This window comes from Roseateles sp. NT4 (assembly GCF_051857475.1).
Classification (GTDB): Bacteria; Pseudomonadota; Gammaproteobacteria; order Burkholderiales; family Burkholderiaceae_C; genus Pelomonas.
Genome location: NZ_JBPZGZ010000003.1, coordinates 332698 through 354125, shown reverse-complemented (window position 1 = coordinate 354125; position 21428 = coordinate 332698). Strand labels below are relative to the sequence as shown.

Below are 21428 nucleotides of genomic sequence, written 5' to 3'. Positions count from 1 at the left end.
TCAGCCCGGTTCGGAGACCAGGGCCAGGGCCAGGGCCGCTTCGGTGACGGCGCGGCCCAGCGGCGTGGCCGGGTCGGGCCGGCGCAGTCGCGGCACGGCGCCGCTCAGGTCCAGGCTGCCGACGACGGTGCCCTGGTGCAGCATCTCGTAGCCCACGGCCACGGTCTGCGGCTGGGTATTGCCTTCGAGCAGGTGCACGGAGCGCAGTCCCACCGTCAGCTCGCCGCGGCGGTAGGCCCCCTCGCGGCTGAGCTTGCCGCGACGCATCTGGCCTTCGCCGATCTGCAGCATGGCGGCCGGTGCGCTGCCCCATTTGCAGCTCAACACCCAGGGCTTGCTGTCGGTCAGGCGGCCATTGGCGCTGGCATCCTGGGCCCAGGCTTCGCAGACCGTCGCGCTCTCGCCCGCCGGGCCCTGCCAGCTGAAGTTCAGCGGCGCGCGCAGATTGCCCGGCAAAGGCTCGAACAGGGCCAGCCGGTCGGCGCCGCGCTCGTAACGAACGCGCTGGCCGCTCAGCGAGAAGTCGCCCTTGCGCGACCAGGCCGACTTGCCAAAGCTCTCCTCCGCCACGCCCGCCACGGAAGGCGCCTGGGCCATGCGGGCGTCGCGCCGCTCGGGCGCGCGGCCGTCGCGCGTTGCCGCGCAACCGGCGAGCAGCAGGGCCAGAAGAGCCGGAGCGGAGGCGGACAGGAAGCGATGGCGCATGGGCAGGAACCCGAGTTGTGATGGAGCCCCGACTCTAGGGCCGCGCCGGCTCGGCAGCTGTTACCCGGCGTTGCTTCCGTTAAACACCACACCAGCCATGCTGCGGCCGCAACAAGCCGGCGCTGTCGCCATCCCTGATCACGGGCAAACACCGGGTTGCAGTTGCCACCGCCGGCCCCAGGTCGGCTTGCATCACCACTTGCCTCGCAGCCATGAGCGATACCGCCGTCCCCTCTCTCTACGACTGGCTGGGCGGCCTGCCCGCCCTGCAGCGCCTGACCGAGCGCTTCTACCAGCGCGTCAAGGACGACGCGCAGCTGGCGCCCGTCTTCGCCCACATGAACGGCGAGCATCCAGCCCATGTCGCGGCCTTCCTCGCCGAAGTGTTGGGCGGCCCGGCCACCTACTCGGCCGAGCATGGCGGCCATCCGCACATGGTGCGCCAGCACCTGAACCGCCACCTCAGCCAGGAGCAGCGCCGCGCCTGGGTCGCCCCGCTGCTGGACACCGCCGACGAGCTCGACATGCCCGATGACCCGGAGTTCCGCTCGGCCCTGGTGGGCTATCTCGAATGGGGATCGCGCCTGGCGGTCCTGAACTCCCAGCCCGGCGTGACGGTGGATGCCGACGCGCCGATGCCGAAGTGGGGCTGGGGCGAGGTCAAGGGGCCCTGGCAGGGCTGAGACATGCTGAAATCGCGCGACTTCAGGAGACTCCCATGAAACGCGTGACCGGCATCGGCGGCATCTTCTTCAAATCCAGCGACCCCAAGGCCCTGGGCGAGTGGTACCGCAAGCACCTCGGCCTGGACGTCGAGGCCTGGGGTGGCGTCACCTTCGAACCGGCAGTCGCCGGCGAGCCCGGTGCGGGGTCGACCAACTGGTGCCCCTTCAAGGCCGACTCGACCTATTTCGCGCCCAGCACCGCGCCCTTCATGATCAATTTCCGCGTCGCCGACCTGCACGGCCTGCTCGCCGCCCTGCGCGAGGAGGGCTGCAACGTCGTCGGCGAGCCCCAGGACTCCGAGTTCGGCAAGTTCGGCTGGGTCATGGACCCCGACGGCAACAAGCTCGAGCTGTGGGAGCCACCCGCCGGCTCATAAGCCTTACTGGTTGATGGGCGGCGCCGTGGTCACCGGCTCCGACGCGGCCTCGTCGACGCTGGGCGGCGGGGCCGGCAGGCCGATGCGCGCGATCGCCAGATCGCCGGCGAACTCCGAATAGAACCAGTTGCCGTCCTGCTGCACCAGGCCCTCGGCGGGCGGGGCAAGCTGGGTGTTGGGCTGGCCCTTCAAGGCCACAGCCATGGTGGCAGCCCAGACCGGCAGGGCCAGGCCGCCGCCGCTTTCGCGCTCGCCCAGGGAGCGCGGCTGCGGATAGCCTATCCACACCGCGCCGGCCCGCGTCGCCTGGAAGCCGCAGAACCAGGCATCGATGGCGTCGTTGGTCGTGCCCGTCTTGCCATAAAGGTCCCAGCGGCCGAGCAGGGAACTGGCCCGGGCACCCGTGCCTTCGCGGGCGACGGCGGCGAGCAGCTGCGAGGTCATGAAGGCATTGCGGGCGCTGATGGCCGTCCTCAGCTTGGGCGGCTCGGCCTTCCACAGCACGCTGCCCTGCGCATCCTGCACGCGGTCAATGAGCCAGGCCGTCGGCAGCTGGCCGGCGTTGGCAAAGGCGGCATAGCCCTGCGCCATCTGCAGCGGCGTGACCGAGCCCGTGCCCAGGGCGATGGTCAGGTTCAGCGGCTGCTTCTCCTCGTCCACACCGAAGCGCGCGGCCCAGGCGCGGGCGCGCTGCGGGCCCAGGGCCTGCACCAGGTGGATGGTGACCATGTTCTTGGAGCGGGCCAGGCCCTGGCGCAGCGTCAGCGCCTCCTCGTACTGGCCGTCGTAGTTGCGCGGCGACCAGTCGCCCACCTGCACCTGCTCGTCGCTGACCAGGGTGCCGGCCCAGGCGCCCTGCTCGATGACGGCCGAGTAGATGAAGGGCTTGAAGGCCGAGCCCGGCTGGCGCCAGGCCTGGGTGGCGGAGTTGAACTGGTTGCGCGCGAAGTCGAAGCCGCCGACCAGGGCGCGGATGGCGCCGGTGGCCGGGTCCAGTGTGACGACGGCGCCTTCGGCCTGGGGCGTCTGGCTGAGCGACCACTGCTTGCCCGACTCCAGCACGCGCAGCACGGCGCCGCGCTTGAGGTTGGCGATGGGCTTCAGGGCCTGGCCCTTCCAGGTGATCTTCTCGCCGTCGGCCATGACCAGCTCGGCGGCGTTCTTGTCGACCTGGAGAAGCACGGCGGTGCGCAGCTCACCCAGGTCGGGGTGGGCATCGAAGGCCGCGTCCAGGGCCTCGTCCTGCTCATCACCCTCGGGCAGCTCGACCGTCGCCTCGGGGCCGCGGAAGGGCTGGCGGCGCTCCAGCTCGAACAGCGCATGGCGCAGCGCCTCCTGGGCCGCCGCCTGCTCGGCATAGTTCAAGGTCGTGTAGACAGTCAGGCCACGCGTGTAGGCATCCTCGCCGTAGCGCGTGACCATCTCGGCACGCACCTGCTCGGCGGCATGGTCGGCCACACCGGACAGGCGCTTGGGCCGGCGCACTTCCAGCGGCTTCTCGTTCGCGGCGTCGGCCTGGGCCTGGGTGATCTGGCCCACGGCGACCAGGCGGCCCAGCACGACGGCCTGGCGGCGCTTGGCGCGGCTGGGGTAGAGCACCGGGTTGTAGCCATTGGGGTTCTTGGGCATGCCGACGAGGACAGCAATCTCGCCCGTCGTCAGCTTGTCCAGCGGCTTGCCGAAATAGCGCTCGGCCGCCGCGCCAAAGCCATAGGCCTTGTTGCCCAGCGGGATCTGGTTCATGTAGATCTCGAGGATCTGCTCCTTGGTCAGGTTCCTCTCGATCTTGATGGCCAGCAGCCCCTCCTGGGCCTTGCGCGCCAGGGTCTGCTTGTTGGTCAGGAAGATGTTGCGAGCCAGCTGCTGGGTGATGGTGGAAGCGCCCTGCAGCCGGGTCGGGTGCAGGACGTTGTGCACCATGGCGCGGCCAATGCCGCTGTAGTCGATGCCGGAGTGGGTGTAGAAGTCGCTGTCCTCGACGGCCAGCAGCGCATCCTGCAGCGGCTTGGGGATGTCCTTCAGCGCCACGAAGCGGCGCCGCTCGGCGCCGAACTCGCCCAGCAGCTGGCCGTCGGCGCTGAGCACGCGCAGCGGCTGGTGGGGCTGGTAGTCGGTCAGCGCATCCAGGTCAGGCAGCTGGGCCCAGATCAGGGCCGCGACGATGGCGCCCAGCAGCACGAGGGCCAGCGGCACGCCGACGAGGGCGGCCAGCCAGGGGCGTTGGAGCAGGTACTTCAGCATGGCGCGCATCCTAGGGGCTGGACGCCACCCGGCGGTGTAGGCCGCAAGCTGTTATTTCGCCGCCGCGGCGATGGCCTTCTGCAGGTCCTCGCGCTGCTCGCAGCCCGCCGGGCAGACCTTTTCCAGCACCGCCAGCCGCTCGCGGGCCTTGGCCAGATCGCCCTTCATCACATAGAGCTCGCCCAGGTATTCATTGGCGCCGCGATGGTTGGGATCGATGCGCAGGGCCTGCAGGTACTCGGCCTCGGACTCCGCCAGCTGGGGTGTGGCCTGCTTGCGCAGCGTGTAGCCCATCAGGTTGTGCCAGTCGGCGCTGGCGGCCTGGGGCTGGGCGCGCAGAGCGGCCAGGGCACCGGTCCAGTCCTTGGCGGCGATCAGCCGGCGCGGCGTCGCCAACGGGTCGGCCGCGGCCGGCTTGATCTCGGGCGGCGGGCTCATGTCGGCGGCACCGGCCGAGGCGGCCAAAAGCAGGGCCGTCAGGGCGGTCAGGGCAGCAGCGAAGCGCATCTTGTCTCCTCGTTGTGGGAGCGAGCTTAGCGCCCTCTGCCGGAAGTCACGGCGAGGCGGTTGCCGTCGGGCCCGGCGCAGGCTTCGTCGGCTGATTTCCTACCTTGGTCCGGCGGCTGCTGACCCGGGGGGCGGCGATCTCTAACTTAGCGCCATCGCCACCCACGGAGGAATCCCCATGAAAGCCATCCTGCCCTTGCTGCTGCTCGTCGCCGTCCCCGCCTTCGCCGCACCCGCCAACCCTGACACCTGCCCCCAGGTTGGCGAACAGCTCAGCGAATACCTTGCCAGCGCCAAGCAGCGCATCGGCTCCGACGGCGAGGTGCGCGTCGAATTCGAGGTCGATGCCAGGGGCCGGGCCCAGATCGTGGCGCTGGACGGCACGCGCCGCTACCGCGCACCGGTGCGCATCGCCGTGGACTCGCTGGACTGCCAGCGCGGCGCGCCGGGGCGCTACGTCCTTAACATCCGTTTCGCCGATCCCATGGCCACGATGGCCGCCCTGCCGGCCTCCGCCGCTTCCGCCACCATCGCTCAGGCTTCCCCGACACGGTGATCCTTGCGCTGACCGCCTGCATGCCCCCGCCTTCGCCACACCACGCATTGCTCAGCCCCGCGGCCCTGGCCGTTGCGGCCGGCGCCTGCCTGGTGCTGGCGGGCGGGCTGCTGATGCCCGACCTGGTGAACTGCAAGTTCGCCGGCGAAGACCAGGTCTGCGCCGCCACCCCTTTGCACGGCGTGCGTTCCTGGCTGGCGGTGAGCTTCATGCTCTATATGCTGTGGCTGGCCGCCGCCCTCAGCCAACCCTGGCTGCCGCGCGCCCCGCGCCAGCGCCGCTGGGGCCTGGGTGTGCAGATCGTGGCGCTGACGGTCCTCAGCACCTTCGTCGGCCTCGTCGTGCACCACCGCTTCGGTGGCCCCGACATCAATTTCGCGCCTTACAGCCTGCAGATCCAGGCCACCATCACGGCATGCGTGTGCCTGGCACTCGACTACCACCAGCGCGGCCGCCGCCAGCAGGCCGACGCCGAATCCCTGCGCCTGGATGAGCAGGAACAGGCCCGCCAGCTCGACGCGGCGCGTGCGGCCCTGCTGCAGGCCCAGGTCGAGCCGCATTTCCTGTTCAACACCCTGGCCCATCTGCGCCGCCTGGCCCACACCGACGCCCGGGCCGCACGCGCCATGCTGGCCGAGCTGCGCCTCTATCTCGCCGCCGCCCTGCCAGAACTGCGCCAGGCCGAGACCTCGCTGGCACGCGAGATCGAATTGGTGACCGCCTTTCTGGCCCTGCACCAGCGCCGCATCGGGCCCGAACGGCTGACGCTGCGCTACGAAGTCGCGCCCGGGTTGGGGGATGTCGTCGTCCCGTCCACCTGCCTGCTGACCCTGGCCGAGAACGCCATCAAGCACGGCATCGGCCCGCAGGTGGAGGGCGGCGAGATCTGCGTGCGCGCCCTGCCCGACCCTGACGAACCCGACCTGCTGCGCCTGGAGGTGGCCGACACCGGCGCCGGCATGGGCAGCAGCAGCGGCAGCGGCACGGGCCTGGCCACGCTGCGCGCCCGCCTGGCCTCGGCCTATGGATCGGCCGCACGCCTGAGCCTGCACCTCAACCAGCCGCGCGGCCTCATCGCTCGCGTGCAAATGCCGTGGCGCTGAACGTCGTCTTCAAGCCTGGCGACCTCGGCTGGATGCTGCTCGTGGGCGCCGCTACGCTGGTGGCCAACGGCACGCCGCTGAGCAACGGCATGAGCCTGCTTCAGATGACGAACGCGCTGGCTTTCAATGTGCTGCAGTTCGGCGTGCCGGCCGTGCTGCTGCTGCGCCTGGCGGACGCCCTCGTCGATGCGCGCCGCCTGCCCGCCTGGGTGGCCTATCCGGCCGTCGTGCCCATCACCGTCATCAGCGGCGTCTGGTTCATCGCGCGAGCCCTCTACCCGGTGCTGGGCAAGGTCGACTGGTGGACCGAGGCCAATGACTACGCGCTGGCCAGCACCACCTTGGTCTGGCATGCCCTGGGCGTGACGGTCTATGTGCAGCTGCGCTTCTCGCTGCGCGCCCAGGCGCGGCTGCAGGCGCTGCAGGATGCCGCCGCCCAGCGCGACCGCCAGCTCGCCGCGACCCAGCTGCTGGCGCTGCAGGCACGCGTCGACCCGGCTCTGCTGTCGGAGCGCCTGGCCGCCATCGACGCCGAGCTGGAAAGCGACCCGCGTCGTGGCCAGGCGCGCCTGGCCGCCCTCATCGAGCTGCTGCGCGCGCTGCAGCCCCACGTCGAGGCCGAGGTGTCGACGCTGGCGCGCGAGATCATGGCGCTGCGGGCCTATGCGCGCCTGGTCAGCGCCGACGCCCAGCACACCGAGCGGCTGCACCTCGCCGGCCTGAACGAGGTGGCCGACTGGCCGCTGGCACCCATGGTGCTGTTGCCGCTGGTGCGGCCGCTGCTGGACGAGGGCACGACGCTGTGGAGCCTGTCCCTGCACAGCAGCTCCGGGATGGCGGAGCTGCAGCTGCGCGCCCTGGGGCCCGACCTGACGCTGACCCGGCTCGCCGCCGAGCGCGTGCCGCTGTCGGAGCTGGCCCGACGGCTGCAGGCAGTCCACGGCGATGCGGCCGAACTCGGTCTGTTCATCGAAGATATGCCGCTGTTCAAGCTGAGCTGGCCCCTGCCCCCATGACGCGCATCCTGATCGCCGAAGACGAAGCCCTGCTCGCCGCCGAGATCCGCGAAGAGCTGCTGCGCCAGTGGCCGGAAGGGCAGATCGTCGGCATGGCGCGCGATGGCCACGAGGCGCTGCGCCTGGTCGAGCAGCTGGCGCCCGAGGTCTGCTTCCTGGACGTGCAGATGCCCGGCCTGTCGGGGCTGGAAGTGGCCCAGCTGATCGGCCGCCGCGCCCATGTCGTCTTCATCACAGCCCACGAGCGCTATGCCGTGCAGGCTTTCGACGAGGGCGCAGTCGGCTATCTGCTCAAGCCCCTGGACCCGGTGCGCATGGCCAAGACCCTGCTGCGGCTGAAGGAGAGGCTGACCCTGCCGCCGGCCGACCTGGCCGGCCTGACGGCACGCACGACATCGGCCGCGACCGTGGAGCCGCTGCGCTGGATCACCGTGCAGCGGGGCCGCGAACTGCAGCTCATCACCGTCGAGGACGTGGCCTATTTCCGCGCCGACCACAAATACGTCGCCGTCGTCACCGCCGACAGCGAGGCGCTGATCTCGGTGCCTTTGAAGGAGCTGGTCGCGCGCCTGGACGGCGAGCACTTCTGGCAGGTGCACCGCTCCACCATCGTGAACGCCAAGGCCATCAAGTCGGTGAGCCGGTCCCTGAGCGGCAAGCTCAGCATCGCGCTGAAGGACAGGCCGGAGACGCTGGAGGTCTCGCCCGCCTACGCGCACCGGTTCAAGCAGTTGTGAGCTTGAACAGTTCGGCCGCATTGCCCCAGGCGATGCGCTGCGCGACTTCAGCCGGCAGTTGCCCGAGCCAGCCACGGTAGTCGGCAAACAGGCCCTCGTAATGCTGCCAGCGCGGCGTGACCCAGGTGTCGGAGCCGATCAGGAAGCGCCCTGGATGCTGGGTGAACAAGGTGCGCCAGTCGTCGTTGAGGCGGCCATCGAAAGTGATGCCAGGGCGATAGGACAGCTCGCCGCGCAGGCCCGGGTGCTTGGCCAGCAGCTCGCGCACCCGCGGCAGCGGCTCGCCCGAGATGCCGGAGTGGGCCCAGATCAGGGACGCGCCCGGCGCATGGCCCAGCAGCTTGTCGACGGCGACGTCGTCCACATGTGCCAGCACGGTGAGGCCGCGCTCGCGCGCCAGCTTCATCAACGCAATGGCCGTCGGCCCGTCGGCATGGACACTGTCATAGAGATGGAATTCACCCAGGCCGCGAAAAGGGCCGGCCAGACTGCCGCGCTGGAGCAGCTCCAACACCATCAGCCGGATGCTGTCGTCGTTGAACCAGCCGGTGTAGTCGGCGCGGTTGCGATACAGGCGGATGAAGGGCACCCACTGCGGCCCAGGCTCGGCCACCAGGCGCAGCGTGCCGTCATTGGGCCGGCTGTTGACCAGGGCGCCACGCACGCCGGCGCGCTGCATGCGGGCCAGCACGTCGGCCGGCGGATGCGGCGACTGCGCGTCGTCGTTGTAGTGCAGATGGGCGTCGAACAGCGGGCCCGCGTAGTCAGCGGCACGAGCCGCCCACCCCATGACAGGCAGCCCCGCCAGCAGCAGGGCGCGGCGTTTCAAACAGCCCTTTCCGCAGCCGCAATGAGCCGGCTGATGCGCGACACCGACAAGCCAAGCTGGCCAGCCAGATCCGTCATGGCGACACCGCCCTCGGTATGTGCCAGCCACAAGGCCTGCTCACGGATGCCGCCAGCGCGCTTCATCCAGTCGCCAAAGCCGGCGCGGGACACGCGCCGCGGCGCAATGGCGGCGCCGCGCATGCGGGCAGCGAAATCGGCGTCACCCAGGAAGATCTGCTCGCGCAGCCGCCCCGGCCACAGCTGCAGGCCCGGATCGGAGGCGACGAGGCGGGCGTAGCGCTCGCCGGCCAGCCGGTGCTGCGCCGGCGTCGTGGCCGGCTTGCCCAGCAGATGGGTGTGCAGGCCGTCGACGTCCAGCCAGTCGGGCGCGACCTCCATGCCGGCCAGGGCACGAAAGCTGGAGCCCGCCCAGTCCGCGGCGCCGCGCGCCAGACGCAGGCGCACCGGGTTGAGATCGATGTAGCGGCAGGCATCGAGCAGATAGCGCTCGCGGTCCACCAGCACGGCATGGAAGCGCCCCTGGAAGAGCGGGCCGCTGAAGCCGTGGCGGCGCTGGTGGTGCTGGGTGTAGACGCCGTTCACATGCCGCATCAGCTGCGACAGATTGGCGCGCCGCGTGAACAGCAGCAGGTGGTAGTGGTCGGGCAACAGGGCATAGGCCAGGGCCTGGGCGTCGAAGCGGTGCAGGGCCTGGGCCAGCAGCGACCGCATCTCGGCGCGGTCGGCATCGTCGACAAAGGCAAGCTGCCCGCTCTCGAACGGGCAATGGGCGCCGACCAGATAAACGGCGCCGGCAATCTCCAATCGAGCAGGCCTTGCCATGCGCCACCTTAAGTCTCGCCGCCCGGAATGGCAAGATGGCGGCCTGCCGGCCCCCTCATTCGTCCGGCACGCCCCATGAAAACTCATCAGATCGAAATCCAGAAGTTCAAGGCCGCCGCCAACAACCAGCATGGCCAGGTCCTGTTCAAGGTGGACGCGACGGTCGCGCCCAAGACGCCTGTCGAAGGCATCGAGCCCAGCAGCGTCATCGTCATGACCGAACAGAACGCCCGCGTGCTGATGGCCCTGCTGAAGGCCCAGCTCGCCGAATTCGACAGCAAGAAGCCCAAGAGCCGCCACGGCCGCCCCGGCTGAACTCACGAGCCCCCATGCAATACCCGCAATACAACCCCGCCTCCGACAACCGTCCGCTGGCCGACGAAGAACTCAACGATCTGGACGAGTTGCTCTCGGTCCTGCCCAGCGACAGTGCGATGAACATCGAGGCGCTGGACGGCTATCTGACCGGCCTGCTGCTGTCACCGCAAAGACTGGCCGACCTGCCCGGTGACACCTGGATTCCGGTCGTCTGGGGCGGCGACCAGGAGCCCGATCCCAAGCCTTTTGTCAGCGGCAAGCAGCGCAAGAAGGTGGTCATGGCCGTGCTGCGGCATGTGCAATCCATCGCCATGGCCTGGGAGCACGCGCCCAAGGCCTGGGAGCCGATCTTCAGCTTTGCGGATGGCGAGGACGAGAACACCGAATACGCCGACGCCGAGGACTGGGCCGTGGGTTTTCTGACGGCCGTGGACCTGGCACCCGAGGCCTGGGCGCCCTGGTTTGACGGCGCCGAAACGGGCCCGCTGCTGGCTCCGATCGCCGCCCTGGGTGGTGAAGACGGTCCGCTGGCCGAGGCCTCGGCCGAAGCCCGCGACGAAGCCAGCCGGAAGATTCCTGACGCCATGCTGGCGTTGTGGGCTCTGCGCGAGAAAAGGTAAACATCCCCTTAACGAGGGTGTCTGCAGGTGGTCGCCAGCGCTGGTTTAGGTTAAGTTCAGGCCATGTTCCAGACCGTCCTCGCCGCCACCGGCCTTGCCGTCTGCATCGCCCTGGGTGTGCACATGGCCCTGCCCTACCGCTGGCAGGCGCGGGTGGATGCCGGCGTGGCCGCTGTGGTGTCGTGGGTGCAGCTTCAGATGACCCGCCTGACCGGCTGGCGCCGCCGCCAGCGCCAGACGCGCGCGGCAGCCCTGGAGGCGGAGCGCGTCATCCGCCGCGCCCGCGAGTCGGCCCTGCACGATGCGCGCGACAGCCGCACGGGCGGCGAGTGGGACGGCAACGTCTACCGCCCCAAGAGCTTCGAGAAGCCCAGAAAGCCCCACTGAGCAGCGGCCGAAGACAGCGCCTGCGCGCTGTCTGACGCTCTGCGAAGGACCGCGGCTTGCAAGCCGCGGGCATGATCAGTCCGCGGACTGCTGCAGCTTCCACATCTCCGCATAGCGGCCATTCCTGGCCAGCAATTCGTCGTGCCGGCCGCGCTCGACGATGTGGCCCTGCTCCAGCACGATGATCTCGTGGGCGTCGACCACCGTCGACAGCCGGTGGGCGATGACCAGCACCGTCTTGTTCTGCCCCACCGACTCCAGCTCGGCCTGGATGGCGCGCTCGTTGGTGGAGTCCAGCGCCGACGTCGCTTCATCAAAGATGAGGATGGGCGGGTTCTTCAGCAGCGTGCGGGCGATGGCGACGCGCTGCTTCTCGCCGCCCGACAGCTTGAGCCCGCGCTCGCCGACCATTGTGTCGTAGCCCAGCGGCGTCGCCGCGATGAAGGCATGGATGTGGGCAGCGCGCGCGGCGCCCTCCACCTCTTGCTTGCCGGCGCCGGGGCGGCCATAGGCGATGTTGTAGGCCACCGTGTCGTTGAAGAGCACGGTGTCCTGGGGCACGATGCCAATCGCCTTGCGTACGCTGGATTGCGTGACGGCGCGGATGTCCTGGCCGTCGATGCGGATGGCGCCCGAATCGATGTCGTAGAAGCGGTAAAGCAGCCGTGCCAGCGTGCTCTTGCCCGAACCGCTGGGGCCGACGACGGCGACCTTCTTGCCGGCCGGGATCTCGAAGCTGACGCCGTGCAGGATGGGCCGCACCGGGTCGTAGGCAAAGCGCACGTTGTCGAAGACGACGGATGCGCCCCTGACCTGGAGGTCCTCCGCACCCGGTGAATCGGCCACCTCGCGCTCGCGGTCCAGCAGGCGGAACATCTTCTCGATGTCGGTCAGGGCCTGCTTGATCTCGCGGTAGATCACGCCGAGGAAGTTCAGCGGGATGTAGAGCTGGATCATGAAGGCATTGACCATGACGAGGTCGCCCAGGCTCATGCGCCCGTCCACCACGCCCTGGGTGGCCCGCCACAGCATCAGCACCAGGGCGGTGGCGATGAGGAGCTGCTGGCCGGTGTTCAGCATGGACAGCGTGCGCTGTGACTTCAGCTGGGCCTGGCGCAGCTTCTCCAGGCTCTCGTCATAGCGCGCCGACTCGAAGTTCTCGTTGTTGAAGTACTTGACCGTCTCGTAGTTCAGCAGCGAATCGATGGCCTTGCTGTGGGCCACCGAGTCGAGTTCATTGAGCACCTTGCGGAACTTGGTGCGCCACTCGGTGACGACGACGGTGAAGGCGATGTAGAAAACCAGCGCCGCGATGGTGATGCCAGCAAACCAGACGTCGAACTTGACGCCCAGCAGCGTCAGCACCAGCACCACTTCGATCAGCGTCGGCACGATGCTGTACAGCGAATAGCTGATCAGTGAATGCACGGCCCGGGTGCCGCGCTCGATGTCGCGCGTCATGCCGCCGGTCTGGCGCTCAAGATGGAAGCGCAGGGACAGGTCGTGCAGATGCCGGAACACCTGCAGCGAGATGCTGCGCGCCGTGCCCTCCGTCGCCTTGGCGAAGATCAGCTCGCGCAGCTCCGTGAACAGCGACGTCGACAGCCGCAGCGCCCCATAGGCCAGCAGCAGGCCCAGCGGCACCACCAGCAGGGTCTGGGGCGCACCGGGCTTGAGGTCCAGCGCATCGATGAGGTGCTTGAGCAGGATGGGCACGCCCACATTGCTGACCTTGGCGCCCACCATGAAGGCCAGGGCCAGGGTCACGCGCCAGCGGTAGCGCCACAGATAGGGCAGCAGGCGGCCGACCGTGCCCCAGTCCCCCTGGGCGGCGGGAGCGGCGGTGCCCGTGGCTGGCACGGAGGATGCTGATGTGAGGGATCTCAAGCGCAGGACCGAGAATGTGGATCGATGAATTGTTGCAAGTGGAAGCGATGACCCAGGAATCAAGCCCCGCACCAGGCCAACACCATGCCCGTGAGCTGGTGCTGCGCGTCATGCCCATGCCCGCCGATTCGAATGCCAACGGCGACATCTTCGGCGGCTGGATCATGGCCCAGGTCGACATCGCCGGCTCCATCCTGCCGGCGCGCATCTCGCGCGGCCGTGTCGCGACGGTGGCCGTCAACGAGTTCATCTTCAAGCAGCCGGTCTCCATCGGCGACCTGTTGAGCTTCTACGTGACCGTCACCCGCGTGGGTCGCACGTCCGTCTCGGTGCATGTGGAAGTCATGGCCGAGCGCGACCCCGAGAACCTGCATGTGGTCAAGGTGACCGAGGCCAACCTGACCTATGTCGCCATCGACCGCGAAGGCAAGCCCAGGCCGATCACGATCTGATCGGCGATGGCCTCGGCCCACAGCGCATAGCCGGGCGGGCCGGGGTGGAAGCCGTCTTCGGCCATAAGAGCCGCCGCATTGCGCTGCATGGATTCAGGCATCTGCAGCACGTGGCGCTGCGACTGCCCGGCCACGGATGACATCAGCGCTGCATTGAAGCGCGCCGCCTGGCGGCCGAAGAACCAGCGCAGCGGCTGGGGCAGCAGCGGGAACTCCTGCATGGGCGGCGCCGCGCAATGCACGCTCAGGCGCACGCCGGCGCGCTCGGTCGCCAGGGCATGGATGCGGTCCAGCGCGGCCAGAGCCTGGGCTGGCGCGATCTGGTCGACGACGTCGTTGACGCCCAGGGAGGTGATCAGCACATCGGCCGGCGTGACTTCGGCGGCCTCGAAGGCGGCGAGGGCCTCTTCGCTGCGATGACCGCTGGTGGCGATGACCTGCCAGCCGACGGACTGGCCGAGACGCGTCGCCAGGGCTTGAGCCAAACGGCCGGCCAGCGCTTCGTCCTGGTGACGGGCACCGACTCCAGCGGCGGACGAGTCGCCGACGATGAGCAAGCGCAATGCCGAGCCGCTCGCCGCGCGCGGCCCTGCGGCCTCAGGCAGGCGCAGGGCGGTGGCCCGCACGCGGCGGCCCTGCCAGAGCAGGAGCGGGCCCAACAGCAATTTGGCGACGAGCAACTTCATTCGGCTTTGGCGAGAACGGCTGGGATCAAGACGCGGCGAGTGTACGGAGACGCCATTTTTCAAGGAGGGTTTGGCTCAATGTCGAAATGATTGACAGCTGAGGACTGCGGCTTGGCCGCTGGTGCGCCAAGTCCTTGAATGCAGTGGATTTGTTCAACACGGCACGGGATATGCAGGTCCGATATTGAAGCCCTTCCGGGCCAAGGAGCCGACGATGCGTGCGCCTTTCAACCCCTTGTCCTGGGCAGCAGTCCTGCTGCTGTCGGCCACCTTCAGCGCCGCGAGCCCAGTGCCCGTGGGACTCAGCATCAACGGCTCGGTGACGCTGGACACGGTCAATTCCGCGGCAGCCACGGGTGCGGCGACCCAGGGCGGCCAGCTCAAATACCGCAACGGCGGCAGCGACAGCCTCGCCTCCTTCAGCGGCGCGCCGGCGGGCATTTCGCCGTCGAGCTCCCTGAGCGGAGGCTTGAGCGCGACGGGTGACGGCTTCGGAGCGCAATTCAGCGCGGCCGGCAGCGGCCTGTCATCGGTGGGACCGCTGTTCGTGGACTACGCGCTCAGCCTGACCAACAGCTCGGCCACCGACACCTTCACCATCCTGCTTCGCGGGCTGTATTCGAACGCTGTCAACGCCAGCGGTGCCGACGCCTACGCCCATTCGCTGTGGAGCTTCAAGGACGCCGGCCTGAACGAGCTGGTCGCCACCGAACATTCAGTGGACACCCTCAACACCGGGCCCAGCAACAACTTCAGCTTCGACAGTGTGAGCAACGCCGTCCTGATCACGCTGCTGCCGGGCGCATCGGCGAGCTATACGGCCTTCCAAAGCCTGGTGGGAGGCAGCAGCGACGGCAACTTCACCAGCTTCTTCGACGTCTTCGTCGAGCTTGAAGACATCCGGTCCAGCGGCGTCGTCAACCGCGTGCCCGAGCCGGCCACGCTGGCCCTCACGGCCGTGGCCCTTTGGGCCTTGTTGCGACGGCCCCGCAGGCGCTGAGCGGACACGCGGGCCGCGGCTGCTGCCGGCCCGAGGCCGTTCAGCTTTCGACGGCGGCGCGCTTCTCCAGCCCGGAGCGGAGCGCCCTTCTTTCTCGACACCCCCTGAAAGGCATACCCCATGAAGCTGCGCCCCATCGTTTCGCTGGCCGGCGGATTGCTCGCCAGCCTCGCCGGCTCTTCGGCCATGGCCTGCTCAGGCGCTGAGCCCTATCTCGCCACCGTGTGCATCACGGCAGCCACCTTCTGTCCGCGGGGCTATATGGAGGCCGACGGTCGTTTGCTGTCGATTGCGCAGAACACCGCGGTGTTTTCGCTGATGGGCACGACCTATGGCGGTGACGGCCGCACCACTTTCGCCCTGCCCGATCTGCGCAGCCGGGTACCGGTTGGCGCCGGCATGGGTCCCGGCCCGGGCCTGGCCAATGTCGACCAGGGCGAGGTGGCCGGCGTGGAAAACGTCACCCTGCTGCAGAGCCAGATGCCGATACACAGCCACGTGGCGCAACTGCGGGGTGTGTCGGGCACCGGAACCACCGACACCCCGACCGGCGCTTCACCCGCCCGGCTGGCGCGCTCCAACAACTACAGCGCGGCCGCTACCGACGTCAACATGGCCGCAGGAACCGTCTCGGTCACCTCGGCGGGCGGCGGCTTGCCCTTCTCGGTGCGCAACCCCTATCTGGGCCTGCGCTACTGCGTGGCCATGGAAGGGATCTTCCCCTCGCGGCCCTAGGCGCAAGCAGCGCGCCTGGGCTCAGCTGAACTTCGAAAAGTCCGGCGCGCGTTTCTGGAAGAAGGCCTGGAAAGCCTCCATCGCCTCGGGGCTGCGCAGGCGCGCGCCAAAGATCTCGGCCTCGCGCGTGATGGCGGCCTTGACGGCGTCGCGCTGGGCGTCCCGGATCAGCTTCTTGCTGTCGCGCACGGCGCCCGGGGCCAGCGTGTTGAAGCGTTCGGCGATGCGGCGGGCGTGGTTCAGCACCTCGGAGCCCGGCAGCACGCGGTTGGCGATGCCGCACTCCACGGCCTGCTCGCCGGTGAAGGGGTCGCCCAGCAGCAGCTTCTCGGCCGCACGGCGGTTGCCGATCAGCTGGGGCAGCACAACGCTGGAGGCAAACTCGGGCACCAGGCCCAGGGCCACGAAGGGCATGGCCAGGCGGGCCTCGTCCGAGACAAAGACGAAGTCGCAGTGCAGCAGCATGGTGGTGCCGATGCCGATGGCGGCACCGGTCACCGCAGCGACGACGGGCTTGCCGCAATCGACCAGGGCATGCATGAACTGGAAGGTCGGCGCGTCTTCGCCGCGCGTCGGGCCGGCCATGAAGTCTTCCAGGTCATTGCCCGACGTGAAGATACCGGGCTGGCCCGTGATCAGCACGGCGCGCACGGCCGGGTCGGCGTCCGCCGCACGCAGCGCATCCGCCATCGCCTGGTACATGGCCTGGGTGATGGCGTTCTTCTTCTCGGGGCGGGCGATCTCGATGGTCGCGACGCCATTGACGGTGTAGCTCTTGATGGTCATGTGAGGTCCTTCAAGCAGTGGCCGTCTTCGACTGGAATTGGGTCCAGTGATTGGCCAGGTGCATCAAATGGGCTCGCTCGTACTGCGGCTTGGTCAGCTCGCCGTAGGCGAAATGGGGCCGAAGCGTACCGTTGAATTGGGCGAAAGCATCCATCGCGCCGAGCAGGCGATTCACCGAGATCTTCAGCGCTTGCGATGGGTCCAGCGCCGGGGCGCCGGGAATGGGCTCGTCCAGGCTGTGGCTCATCGCGCCGCGTGCGTTGAACACCGCGAAGGCGGCCGAGCCGATGGAGGAACGGAACCAGGCGCCCTTCAGCGCCGGGAAGCCCTGCATCGAGAACTCGATGCTCTGGGCCAGATGCTGCAGCACTTGGCTGAGGTTCCAGGGGTTGCCCTGGACGACCTTCTCGCTGAACAGCAGGTCCAGCACGGCCTGCTGGGCCTGCTTCCAGCTCGTGAACGTCTGGAGATGGCCCGTACAGGCGGCCAATGGTGTCGCCGCGAGCAACACCGTGGACGATCTAAGAAGCTTGCGTCGATCCATGCTTGGCCATCCCTGTCATGAGCACCCACCCATTGTCGGATAGTGCCTTCCCCAGCGGCCCTCACGGAACTGGCTTTGCCAGGCCGTGGAGGGCGCCCCCTCGAGGGGGCCGGCGCAGCCGGTAGGGGGTGGGCCGGTTACAGCCTTTCGAAGATACCGGCGGCGCCTTGGCCTGCGCCCACGCACATTGTGACCATGCCGTACTTGCCGCCGGTGCGACGCAGATTGTGGATGACCGACGCGGCGCGGATGGCACCGGTGGCGCCCAGCGGGTGGCCCAGGGCGATGGCGCCGCCGTTGGGGTTGACCTTGGCGCGGTCCAGCTCGATCCCCTTGCTGTCGAGGTCGTTCAGCACGGCCAGCGATTGGGCGGCGAAGGCTTCGTTCAGCTCGACCCAGTCCAGGTCCTTGGCCGAGATGCCGGCCATCTTCAGCGCGGCGGGGATGGCTTCGATGGGGCCGATGCCCATGATCTCGGGCGGCACGCCCTTGACGGCGAAGGACACGAAGCGGGCCAGCGGCGTCAGGTTGTAGCGCTTCAGGGCCGCTTCGCTGACGATGATCAGGCCGCCGGAACCGTCGGAGGTCTGCGAGCTGTTGCCGGCGGTCACGCTGCCCTTGGCGGCGAACACGGGCTTGAGCTTGGCCAGGCCTTCCAGCGAGGTGTCGGGGCGGGCACCTTCGTCGAGCTTGACGGTGCGGGTCTTGGTGTTGACCGTGCCGTCCGCCAGGTTGGGCGTGCGCTCGATGACGTCGAAGGGTGTCATCTCGGCATCGAAGTAGCCGGCCTGCATGGCGGCCACGGCGCGGCGGTGCGATTCCACCGAGAAGGCGTCCTGGGCCTCGCGGCTGATCTTCCACTGGGCGGCGACCTTCTCGGCCGTCAGGCCCATGCCGTAGGCGATGCCGATGTTCTCGTCACGCTCGAAGATCAGCGGGCTCAGGGACGGCTTGTTGCCGCCCATGGGGATCATCGACATGCTCTCGACGCCGCCGGCGAACATCACGTCGGCTTCGCCAACGCGGATGCGGTCCGCGGCCATCTGCACGGCGGTGATGCCGGAGGCGCAATAGCGGTTGATCGTCACGCCGCCGACCGTCGGGCCGAAGCCGGCCAGCACGGAGGCGACGCGGGCGATGTTCATGCCCTGCTCGCCTTCGGGGAAGGAGCAGCCGACGATGGCGTCTTCGATCGCCTTGGCTTCCAGGCCCGGGGCTTGCGCCAGGGCGGCCTGCATGACCTTGACGAGCATCTCGTCGGGTCGGGTGTTCTTGAAGTAGCCACGGCCGCTCTTGCCGATGGGCAGACGGGTGGCGGCAACGACGTAGGCGTCTTGGACTTGCTTGCTCATGTTGATTCCTTTTTAGACCTGGGGCTTGGGCACCCAGGCCCAGACAAATTCACACTCGATCGGCTCGATGCCGGCTTCGTCGGTCACGGTCACGGCGACAGTGACTTCACCCTTGATTTCGTTCGCCATCGTAAAGCGCTGCGCCGCCGTCAGATGCGCCTTGGCGACCAGGCCGCCGGTGGCGCGCTTGCGGAAGTTCACCTGCAGCGACTTGCACAGCGGCAGGCAGTCGTCACGCACATTCATGCCCACCACCATGCCGGTGGCGGTCTCGGCGAGCAGCGACATCGCGGCCGCATGCACGCCCTTGATGTGGTTCTGCACCGGGCGCTTGTTGGCGACGCGGATCTCGCTGCGCTCGGGACTGAGCGCAATGAAATCCAGCGATGCCGTGCCGGTGAAGGGCACGGCGCGGCGCAGCGCGAAGTTGCGCGCGGCGCCCCGCAGCGGCCCGGGCAGGCCGTCCAGCTTGGCAAGGGTGCGTTGAAGCCGGTTCACTTGTTGTTCCTAGTCAGTTGAGGACAGAGCTACGCGCTGCGCGCTTCGGTCTGTCCCGCAATGTCATTAGTTTCGAACCGGCTTGCCCGTTTGCAGCATCCCCATGATCCGCTCTTGCGTCTTGGGGTTGTCCAGCAGCGAGCAGAAGTGCTTGCGCTCCAGGGCCATCAGGTATTCCTCGGTGACGAGGGAGCCGGCCTCGACCTCACCACCGCAGACCACGTCGGCAATCGCCGCGGCCAGGTGGTAGTCGTGGGCGCTGACGAAACCGCCGTCGCGCATATTGGCGACCTGGCCCTTGATCGTCGCGATGCCGCTGCGGCCGGCGACGGGGAACAGGGCCTTGTGCGGCGGGCGGTAGCCGGCTTCGGACATGCCGATGGCGGTGGCCGTGGCCACATGCAGCAGCTCGTCCTTGTGCGGCACGATGATGTCGCTGTCGAGCAGGAAGCCGTTCTTCCTGGCTTCGTGGGCCGAGGTCGCGACCTTGGCCGTGGCCGCGGTCAGGAAGCCGTCCTTCAGGAAGCTCAGGATGTCGGCGCCGGCATTGCCAGCGGCGGCCATCTCGGCAGCGCGGCGGGCGATATAGGTCAGGCCGCCACCGCCGGGCACCAGGCCCACGCCGACTTCGACCAGGCCGACATAGCTCTCGACGTGGGCGACACGGCGTGCGCAGTGCACGGCCAGCTCGGCGCCACCGCCCAGGGCCAGGCCGCGCATGGCAGCGATGACCGGCACGGAGGCGTAGCGCAGGCGCAGCATCATGTCCTGCAGCTTCTTCTCTTCCGGCGCGATGCCCTTGCTGCCCATCTTCATGAAGACAGGCATCAGGCTTTCGAGGTTGGCGCCGGCGGAGAACACGTCGTCCGGGCTCCAGATCACCAGGCCCTTGTAGTCGGCTTCGGCGATCTCGACCGCCTTCAGCAGGCCCTCGGTGACAGCCGGGCTGATCAGGTGCAGCTTGGCGGTGATGGACGCGATGACGACCTTGCCGTCCAGCGTCCAGACGCGCACTTCCTCGTTCTTGAAGAGCTCGGTGCCCGACTTCAGCGGGTCGGCGGCGCCGGTGCCCAGCAGGCTTTCCGGGAAGGCCTGGCGTTGGTAGACCGGCAGTTCGCTGCGCGGCTTGAACTTGCCTTCAGCGGCACTCCAAGAACCGGCCGGCGTGTGCACACCACCGGCTTCGGCCACGGGGCCTTCGGTGACCCAGGCCGGCAGCGGGGCGCTGGACAGGGTCTTGCCGTCGGCGATGTCGGCCGAGATCCATTCAGCGACCTGCTTCCAGCCGGCGGCTTGCCACAGCTCGAAGGGGCCTTGCTGCGTGCCGAAACCCCAGCGCATCGCAAAGTCGATCTCGCGGGCCGTGTCGGCCACGGTGTTCAGGTGCACGGCGGCGTAGTGGAAGCTGTCGCGCAGGATGGCCCACAGGAACTGGGCTTGCGGGTTGGTGCTCTCGCGCAACAGCTTGAGGCGGTCGGCCGGGGCCTTCTTGAGCATGCGGGCGACGATCTCGTCGGCCTTCTTGCCGCCGGCGACGTATTCACCCGTGGCGAAGTCCAGGCGCTGGATGTCCTTGCCGACCTTCTTGTAGAAGCCCGCACCGGTCTTCTGGCCCAGGGCGCCCTTCTCGATCAGGCCCGCCAGCACCTTGGGCGTGGCGTAGGTGCTGTAGAACGGGTCGTCCTTCAGGTTGTCCTGCATGGTCTTGACGACGTGGGCCATGGTGTCCAGGCCGACGACGTCCGCGGTGCGGAAAGTACCGCTCGACGCGCGGCCCAGCTTCTTGCCGGTCAGGTCGTCGACGACGTCCACCGTCAGGCCGAACTTCTCGGCCTCGATCATCGTGGCCATCATGCCGGCGATGCCGACGCGGTTGGCGACGAAGTTGGGCGTGTCATGGGCGCGCACGACGCTCTTGCCCAGCGATGTGGTGACAAAGGCTTCGAGCTGGTCGAGGATTTCGGGCTGCGTGGTCGGCGTGTTGATCAGCTCGACCAGGGCCATGTAGCGCGGCGGGTTGAAAAAGTGGATGCCGCAGAAGCGCGGCTTGATTTCTTCGGGCAGCACTTCGGAGAGCTTGGTGATGCTCAGGCCCGAGGTGTTGGACGCGACGATGGCGTGGGGTGCCACGAACGGCGCAATCTTGGTGTACAGGTCGAGCTTCCAGTCCATGCGCTCGGCGATGGCCTCGATGATGAGGTCGCAGCCCTTGAGCAGCTCGAGGTGCTCTTCGTAGTTGGCCTGCTGGATCAGCGACGCCTCAATCGCGTCGCCCAGCGGCGCGGGCTTGAGCTTCTTCAAGCCGTCGACGGCCTTGGTGACGATGCCGTTCTTGGCACCTTCCTTGGCGGGCAGGTCGAACAGCACGACCGGCACCTTGCAGTTGACGAGGTGGGCCGCGATCTGCGCGCCCATCACGCCGGCGCCGAGCACGGCGACCTTGCGGACTTGGAATCGACTCATGGGTTTATCTCCTGGGAATCTGATGAACTTGCGGGACTGACCAGGCGGGCTTGCCCGACTGC

At 68.4% G+C, this 21428-nt stretch carries 24 protein-coding genes; 12 read left to right on the top strand and 12 right to left on the bottom strand.

Annotation, left to right across the window (positions count from 1 at the left end; genetic code table 11):
• Complete coding sequence (locus ACS5PN_RS20525) at positions 1–705, bottom strand: hypothetical protein (protein WP_439465873.1); 705 nt, start codon at positions 703–705, stop codon at positions 1–3.
• Positions 706–917: 212 nt separating this feature from the next.
• On the opposite strand from ACS5PN_RS20525, the gene ACS5PN_RS20520 reads away from it, so the two are divergent.
• Positions 918–1388 (top strand): group II truncated hemoglobin, encoded by a 471-nt coding sequence (locus tag ACS5PN_RS20520; RefSeq protein WP_439465872.1) that lies wholly within the window; start codon positions 918–920, stop codon positions 1386–1388.
• Between the two features lie 35 nt (positions 1389–1423).
• The gene (locus tag ACS5PN_RS20515) at positions 1424–1807 is read left to right on the top strand and encodes a VOC family protein (RefSeq protein WP_439465871.1); all 384 of its coding nucleotides are present in this window, start codon (positions 1424–1426) and stop codon (positions 1805–1807) included.
• 3 nt (positions 1808–1810) lie between these two features.
• On the opposite strand, the gene ACS5PN_RS20510 is transcribed toward ACS5PN_RS20515, so the two are convergent.
• Positions 1811–4048 carry a penicillin-binding protein 1A gene (locus tag ACS5PN_RS20510; RefSeq protein WP_439465870.1) on the bottom strand — a complete coding sequence of 746 codons (2238 nt, stop codon included), beginning with the start codon at positions 4046–4048 and terminating at the stop codon, positions 1811–1813.
• A gap of 51 nt (positions 4049–4099) precedes the next feature.
• Positions 4100–4555, bottom strand: coding sequence for a tetratricopeptide repeat protein (locus tag ACS5PN_RS20505; protein WP_439465869.1), 456 nt, complete (start codon positions 4553–4555; stop codon positions 4100–4102).
• A gap of 178 nt (positions 4556–4733) precedes the next feature.
• On the opposite strand from ACS5PN_RS20505, the gene ACS5PN_RS20500 reads away from it, so the two are divergent.
• From ACS5PN_RS20500 to ACS5PN_RS20485, 4 genes are read left to right on the top strand one after another with little or no spacing between them, the layout of a single operon-like run.
• Positions 4734–5111, top strand: a complete 378-nt coding sequence (locus ACS5PN_RS20500; RefSeq protein WP_439465868.1) for a hypothetical protein — start codon at positions 4734–4736, stop codon at positions 5109–5111.
• 20 nt (positions 5112–5131) lie between these two features.
• Positions 5132–6214 carry a sensor histidine kinase gene (locus ACS5PN_RS20495; protein WP_439465867.1) on the top strand — a complete coding sequence of 361 codons (1083 nt, stop codon included), beginning with the start codon at positions 5132–5134 and terminating at the stop codon, positions 6212–6214.
• Positions 6205–7230 carry a hypothetical protein gene (locus ACS5PN_RS20490; protein ID WP_439465866.1) on the top strand — a complete coding sequence of 342 codons (1026 nt, stop codon included), beginning with the start codon at positions 6205–6207 and terminating at the stop codon, positions 7228–7230. Before ACS5PN_RS20495 ends, ACS5PN_RS20490 begins: the two co-directional genes overlap by 10 nt.
• Positions 7227–7967, top strand: coding sequence for a LytR/AlgR family response regulator transcription factor (locus ACS5PN_RS20485; RefSeq protein ID WP_439465865.1), 741 nt, complete (start codon positions 7227–7229; stop codon positions 7965–7967). The genes ACS5PN_RS20490 and ACS5PN_RS20485 overlap by 4 nt, the downstream gene beginning before the upstream one ends.
• Here ACS5PN_RS20485 and ACS5PN_RS20480 read toward each other — a convergent pair.
• Positions 7954–8796 carry an amidohydrolase family protein gene (locus ACS5PN_RS20480; RefSeq protein ID WP_439465864.1) on the bottom strand — a complete coding sequence of 281 codons (843 nt, stop codon included), beginning with the start codon at positions 8794–8796 and terminating at the stop codon, positions 7954–7956. The two genes, ACS5PN_RS20485 and ACS5PN_RS20480, sit on opposite strands and share 14 nt — an antisense overlap.
• A complete protein-coding gene (locus ACS5PN_RS20475) occupies positions 8793–9638 on the bottom strand; it encodes a transposase (protein WP_439465863.1) in 846 nt (281 codons plus the stop codon). Before ACS5PN_RS20475 ends, ACS5PN_RS20480 begins: the two co-directional genes overlap by 4 nt.
• Before the next feature lie 75 nt (positions 9639–9713).
• Between ACS5PN_RS20475 and ACS5PN_RS20470 the strand changes: the two genes are divergently transcribed.
• From ACS5PN_RS20470 to ACS5PN_RS20460, 3 genes are all read left to right on the top strand, one after another.
• Complete coding sequence (locus tag ACS5PN_RS20470) at positions 9714–9953, top strand: hypothetical protein (protein ID WP_439465862.1); 240 nt, start codon at positions 9714–9716, stop codon at positions 9951–9953.
• Positions 9954–9967: 14 nt separating this feature from the next.
• Positions 9968–10576 (top strand): UPF0149 family protein, encoded by a 609-nt coding sequence (locus tag ACS5PN_RS20465; protein WP_439465861.1) that lies wholly within the window; start codon positions 9968–9970, stop codon positions 10574–10576.
• Between the two features lie 63 nt (positions 10577–10639).
• On the top strand, positions 10640–10963 hold the full coding sequence (locus tag ACS5PN_RS20460; RefSeq protein WP_439465860.1) for a hypothetical protein: 324 nt from the start codon (positions 10640–10642) through the stop codon (positions 10961–10963).
• A gap of 75 nt (positions 10964–11038) precedes the next feature.
• Here ACS5PN_RS20460 and ACS5PN_RS20455 read toward each other — a convergent pair whose 3' ends face one another.
• Entirely contained in the window at positions 11039–12823 is a 1785-nt protein-coding gene (locus ACS5PN_RS20455; RefSeq protein ID WP_439465859.1) for an ABCB family ABC transporter ATP-binding protein/permease, read from the bottom strand.
• A 74-nt stretch (positions 12824–12897) separates the two neighbouring features.
• Between ACS5PN_RS20455 and ACS5PN_RS20450 the strand changes: the two genes are divergently transcribed.
• Positions 12898–13302, top strand: coding sequence for an acyl-CoA thioesterase (locus ACS5PN_RS20450; protein WP_439465858.1), 405 nt, complete (start codon positions 12898–12900; stop codon positions 13300–13302).
• Here ACS5PN_RS20450 and ACS5PN_RS20445 read toward each other — a convergent pair.
• A complete protein-coding gene (locus ACS5PN_RS20445; RefSeq protein ID WP_439465857.1) occupies positions 13254–13988 on the bottom strand; it encodes an SGNH/GDSL hydrolase family protein in 735 nt (244 codons plus the stop codon). The genes ACS5PN_RS20450 and ACS5PN_RS20445 overlap by 49 nt on opposite strands.
• 214 nt (positions 13989–14202) lie before the next feature.
• On the opposite strand from ACS5PN_RS20445, the gene ACS5PN_RS20440 reads away from it, so the two are divergent.
• Together ACS5PN_RS20440 and ACS5PN_RS20435 are read left to right on the top strand one after the other, a co-directional pair.
• The gene (locus ACS5PN_RS20440; RefSeq protein ID WP_439465856.1) at positions 14203–14988 is read left to right on the top strand and encodes a PEP-CTERM sorting domain-containing protein; all 786 of its coding nucleotides are present in this window, start codon (positions 14203–14205) and stop codon (positions 14986–14988) included.
• A 120-nt stretch (positions 14989–15108) separates the two neighbouring features.
• The gene (locus ACS5PN_RS20435) at positions 15109–15723 is read left to right on the top strand and encodes a phage tail protein (protein WP_439465855.1); all 615 of its coding nucleotides are present in this window, start codon (positions 15109–15111) and stop codon (positions 15721–15723) included.
• Between the two features lie 21 nt (positions 15724–15744).
• Here the strand turns inward: ACS5PN_RS20435 and ACS5PN_RS20430 are convergent, their stop codons facing one another.
• From ACS5PN_RS20430 to ACS5PN_RS20410, 5 genes are all read right to left on the bottom strand, one after another.
• Positions 15745–16509, bottom strand: a complete 765-nt coding sequence (locus ACS5PN_RS20430; RefSeq protein ID WP_439465854.1) for an enoyl-CoA hydratase — start codon at positions 16507–16509, stop codon at positions 15745–15747.
• Between the two features lie 10 nt (positions 16510–16519).
• On the bottom strand, positions 16520–17053 hold the full coding sequence (locus tag ACS5PN_RS20425; RefSeq protein WP_439465853.1) for a DUF1569 domain-containing protein: 534 nt from the start codon (positions 17051–17053) through the stop codon (positions 16520–16522).
• 137 nt (positions 17054–17190) lie between these two features.
• Positions 17191–18405, bottom strand: a complete 1215-nt coding sequence (locus tag ACS5PN_RS20420) for an acetyl-CoA C-acyltransferase (protein ID WP_439465852.1) — start codon at positions 18403–18405, stop codon at positions 17191–17193.
• Positions 18406–18417: 12 nt separating this feature from the next.
• The gene (locus ACS5PN_RS20415; protein WP_439465851.1) at positions 18418–18903 is read right to left on the bottom strand and encodes a DUF4442 domain-containing protein; all 486 of its coding nucleotides are present in this window, start codon (positions 18901–18903) and stop codon (positions 18418–18420) included.
• Positions 18904–18969: 66 nt separating this feature from the next.
• A complete protein-coding gene (locus ACS5PN_RS20410) occupies positions 18970–21366 on the bottom strand; it encodes a 3-hydroxyacyl-CoA dehydrogenase/enoyl-CoA hydratase family protein (RefSeq protein ID WP_439465850.1) in 2397 nt (798 codons plus the stop codon).
• Positions 21367–21428 lie beyond the last annotated feature (62 nt).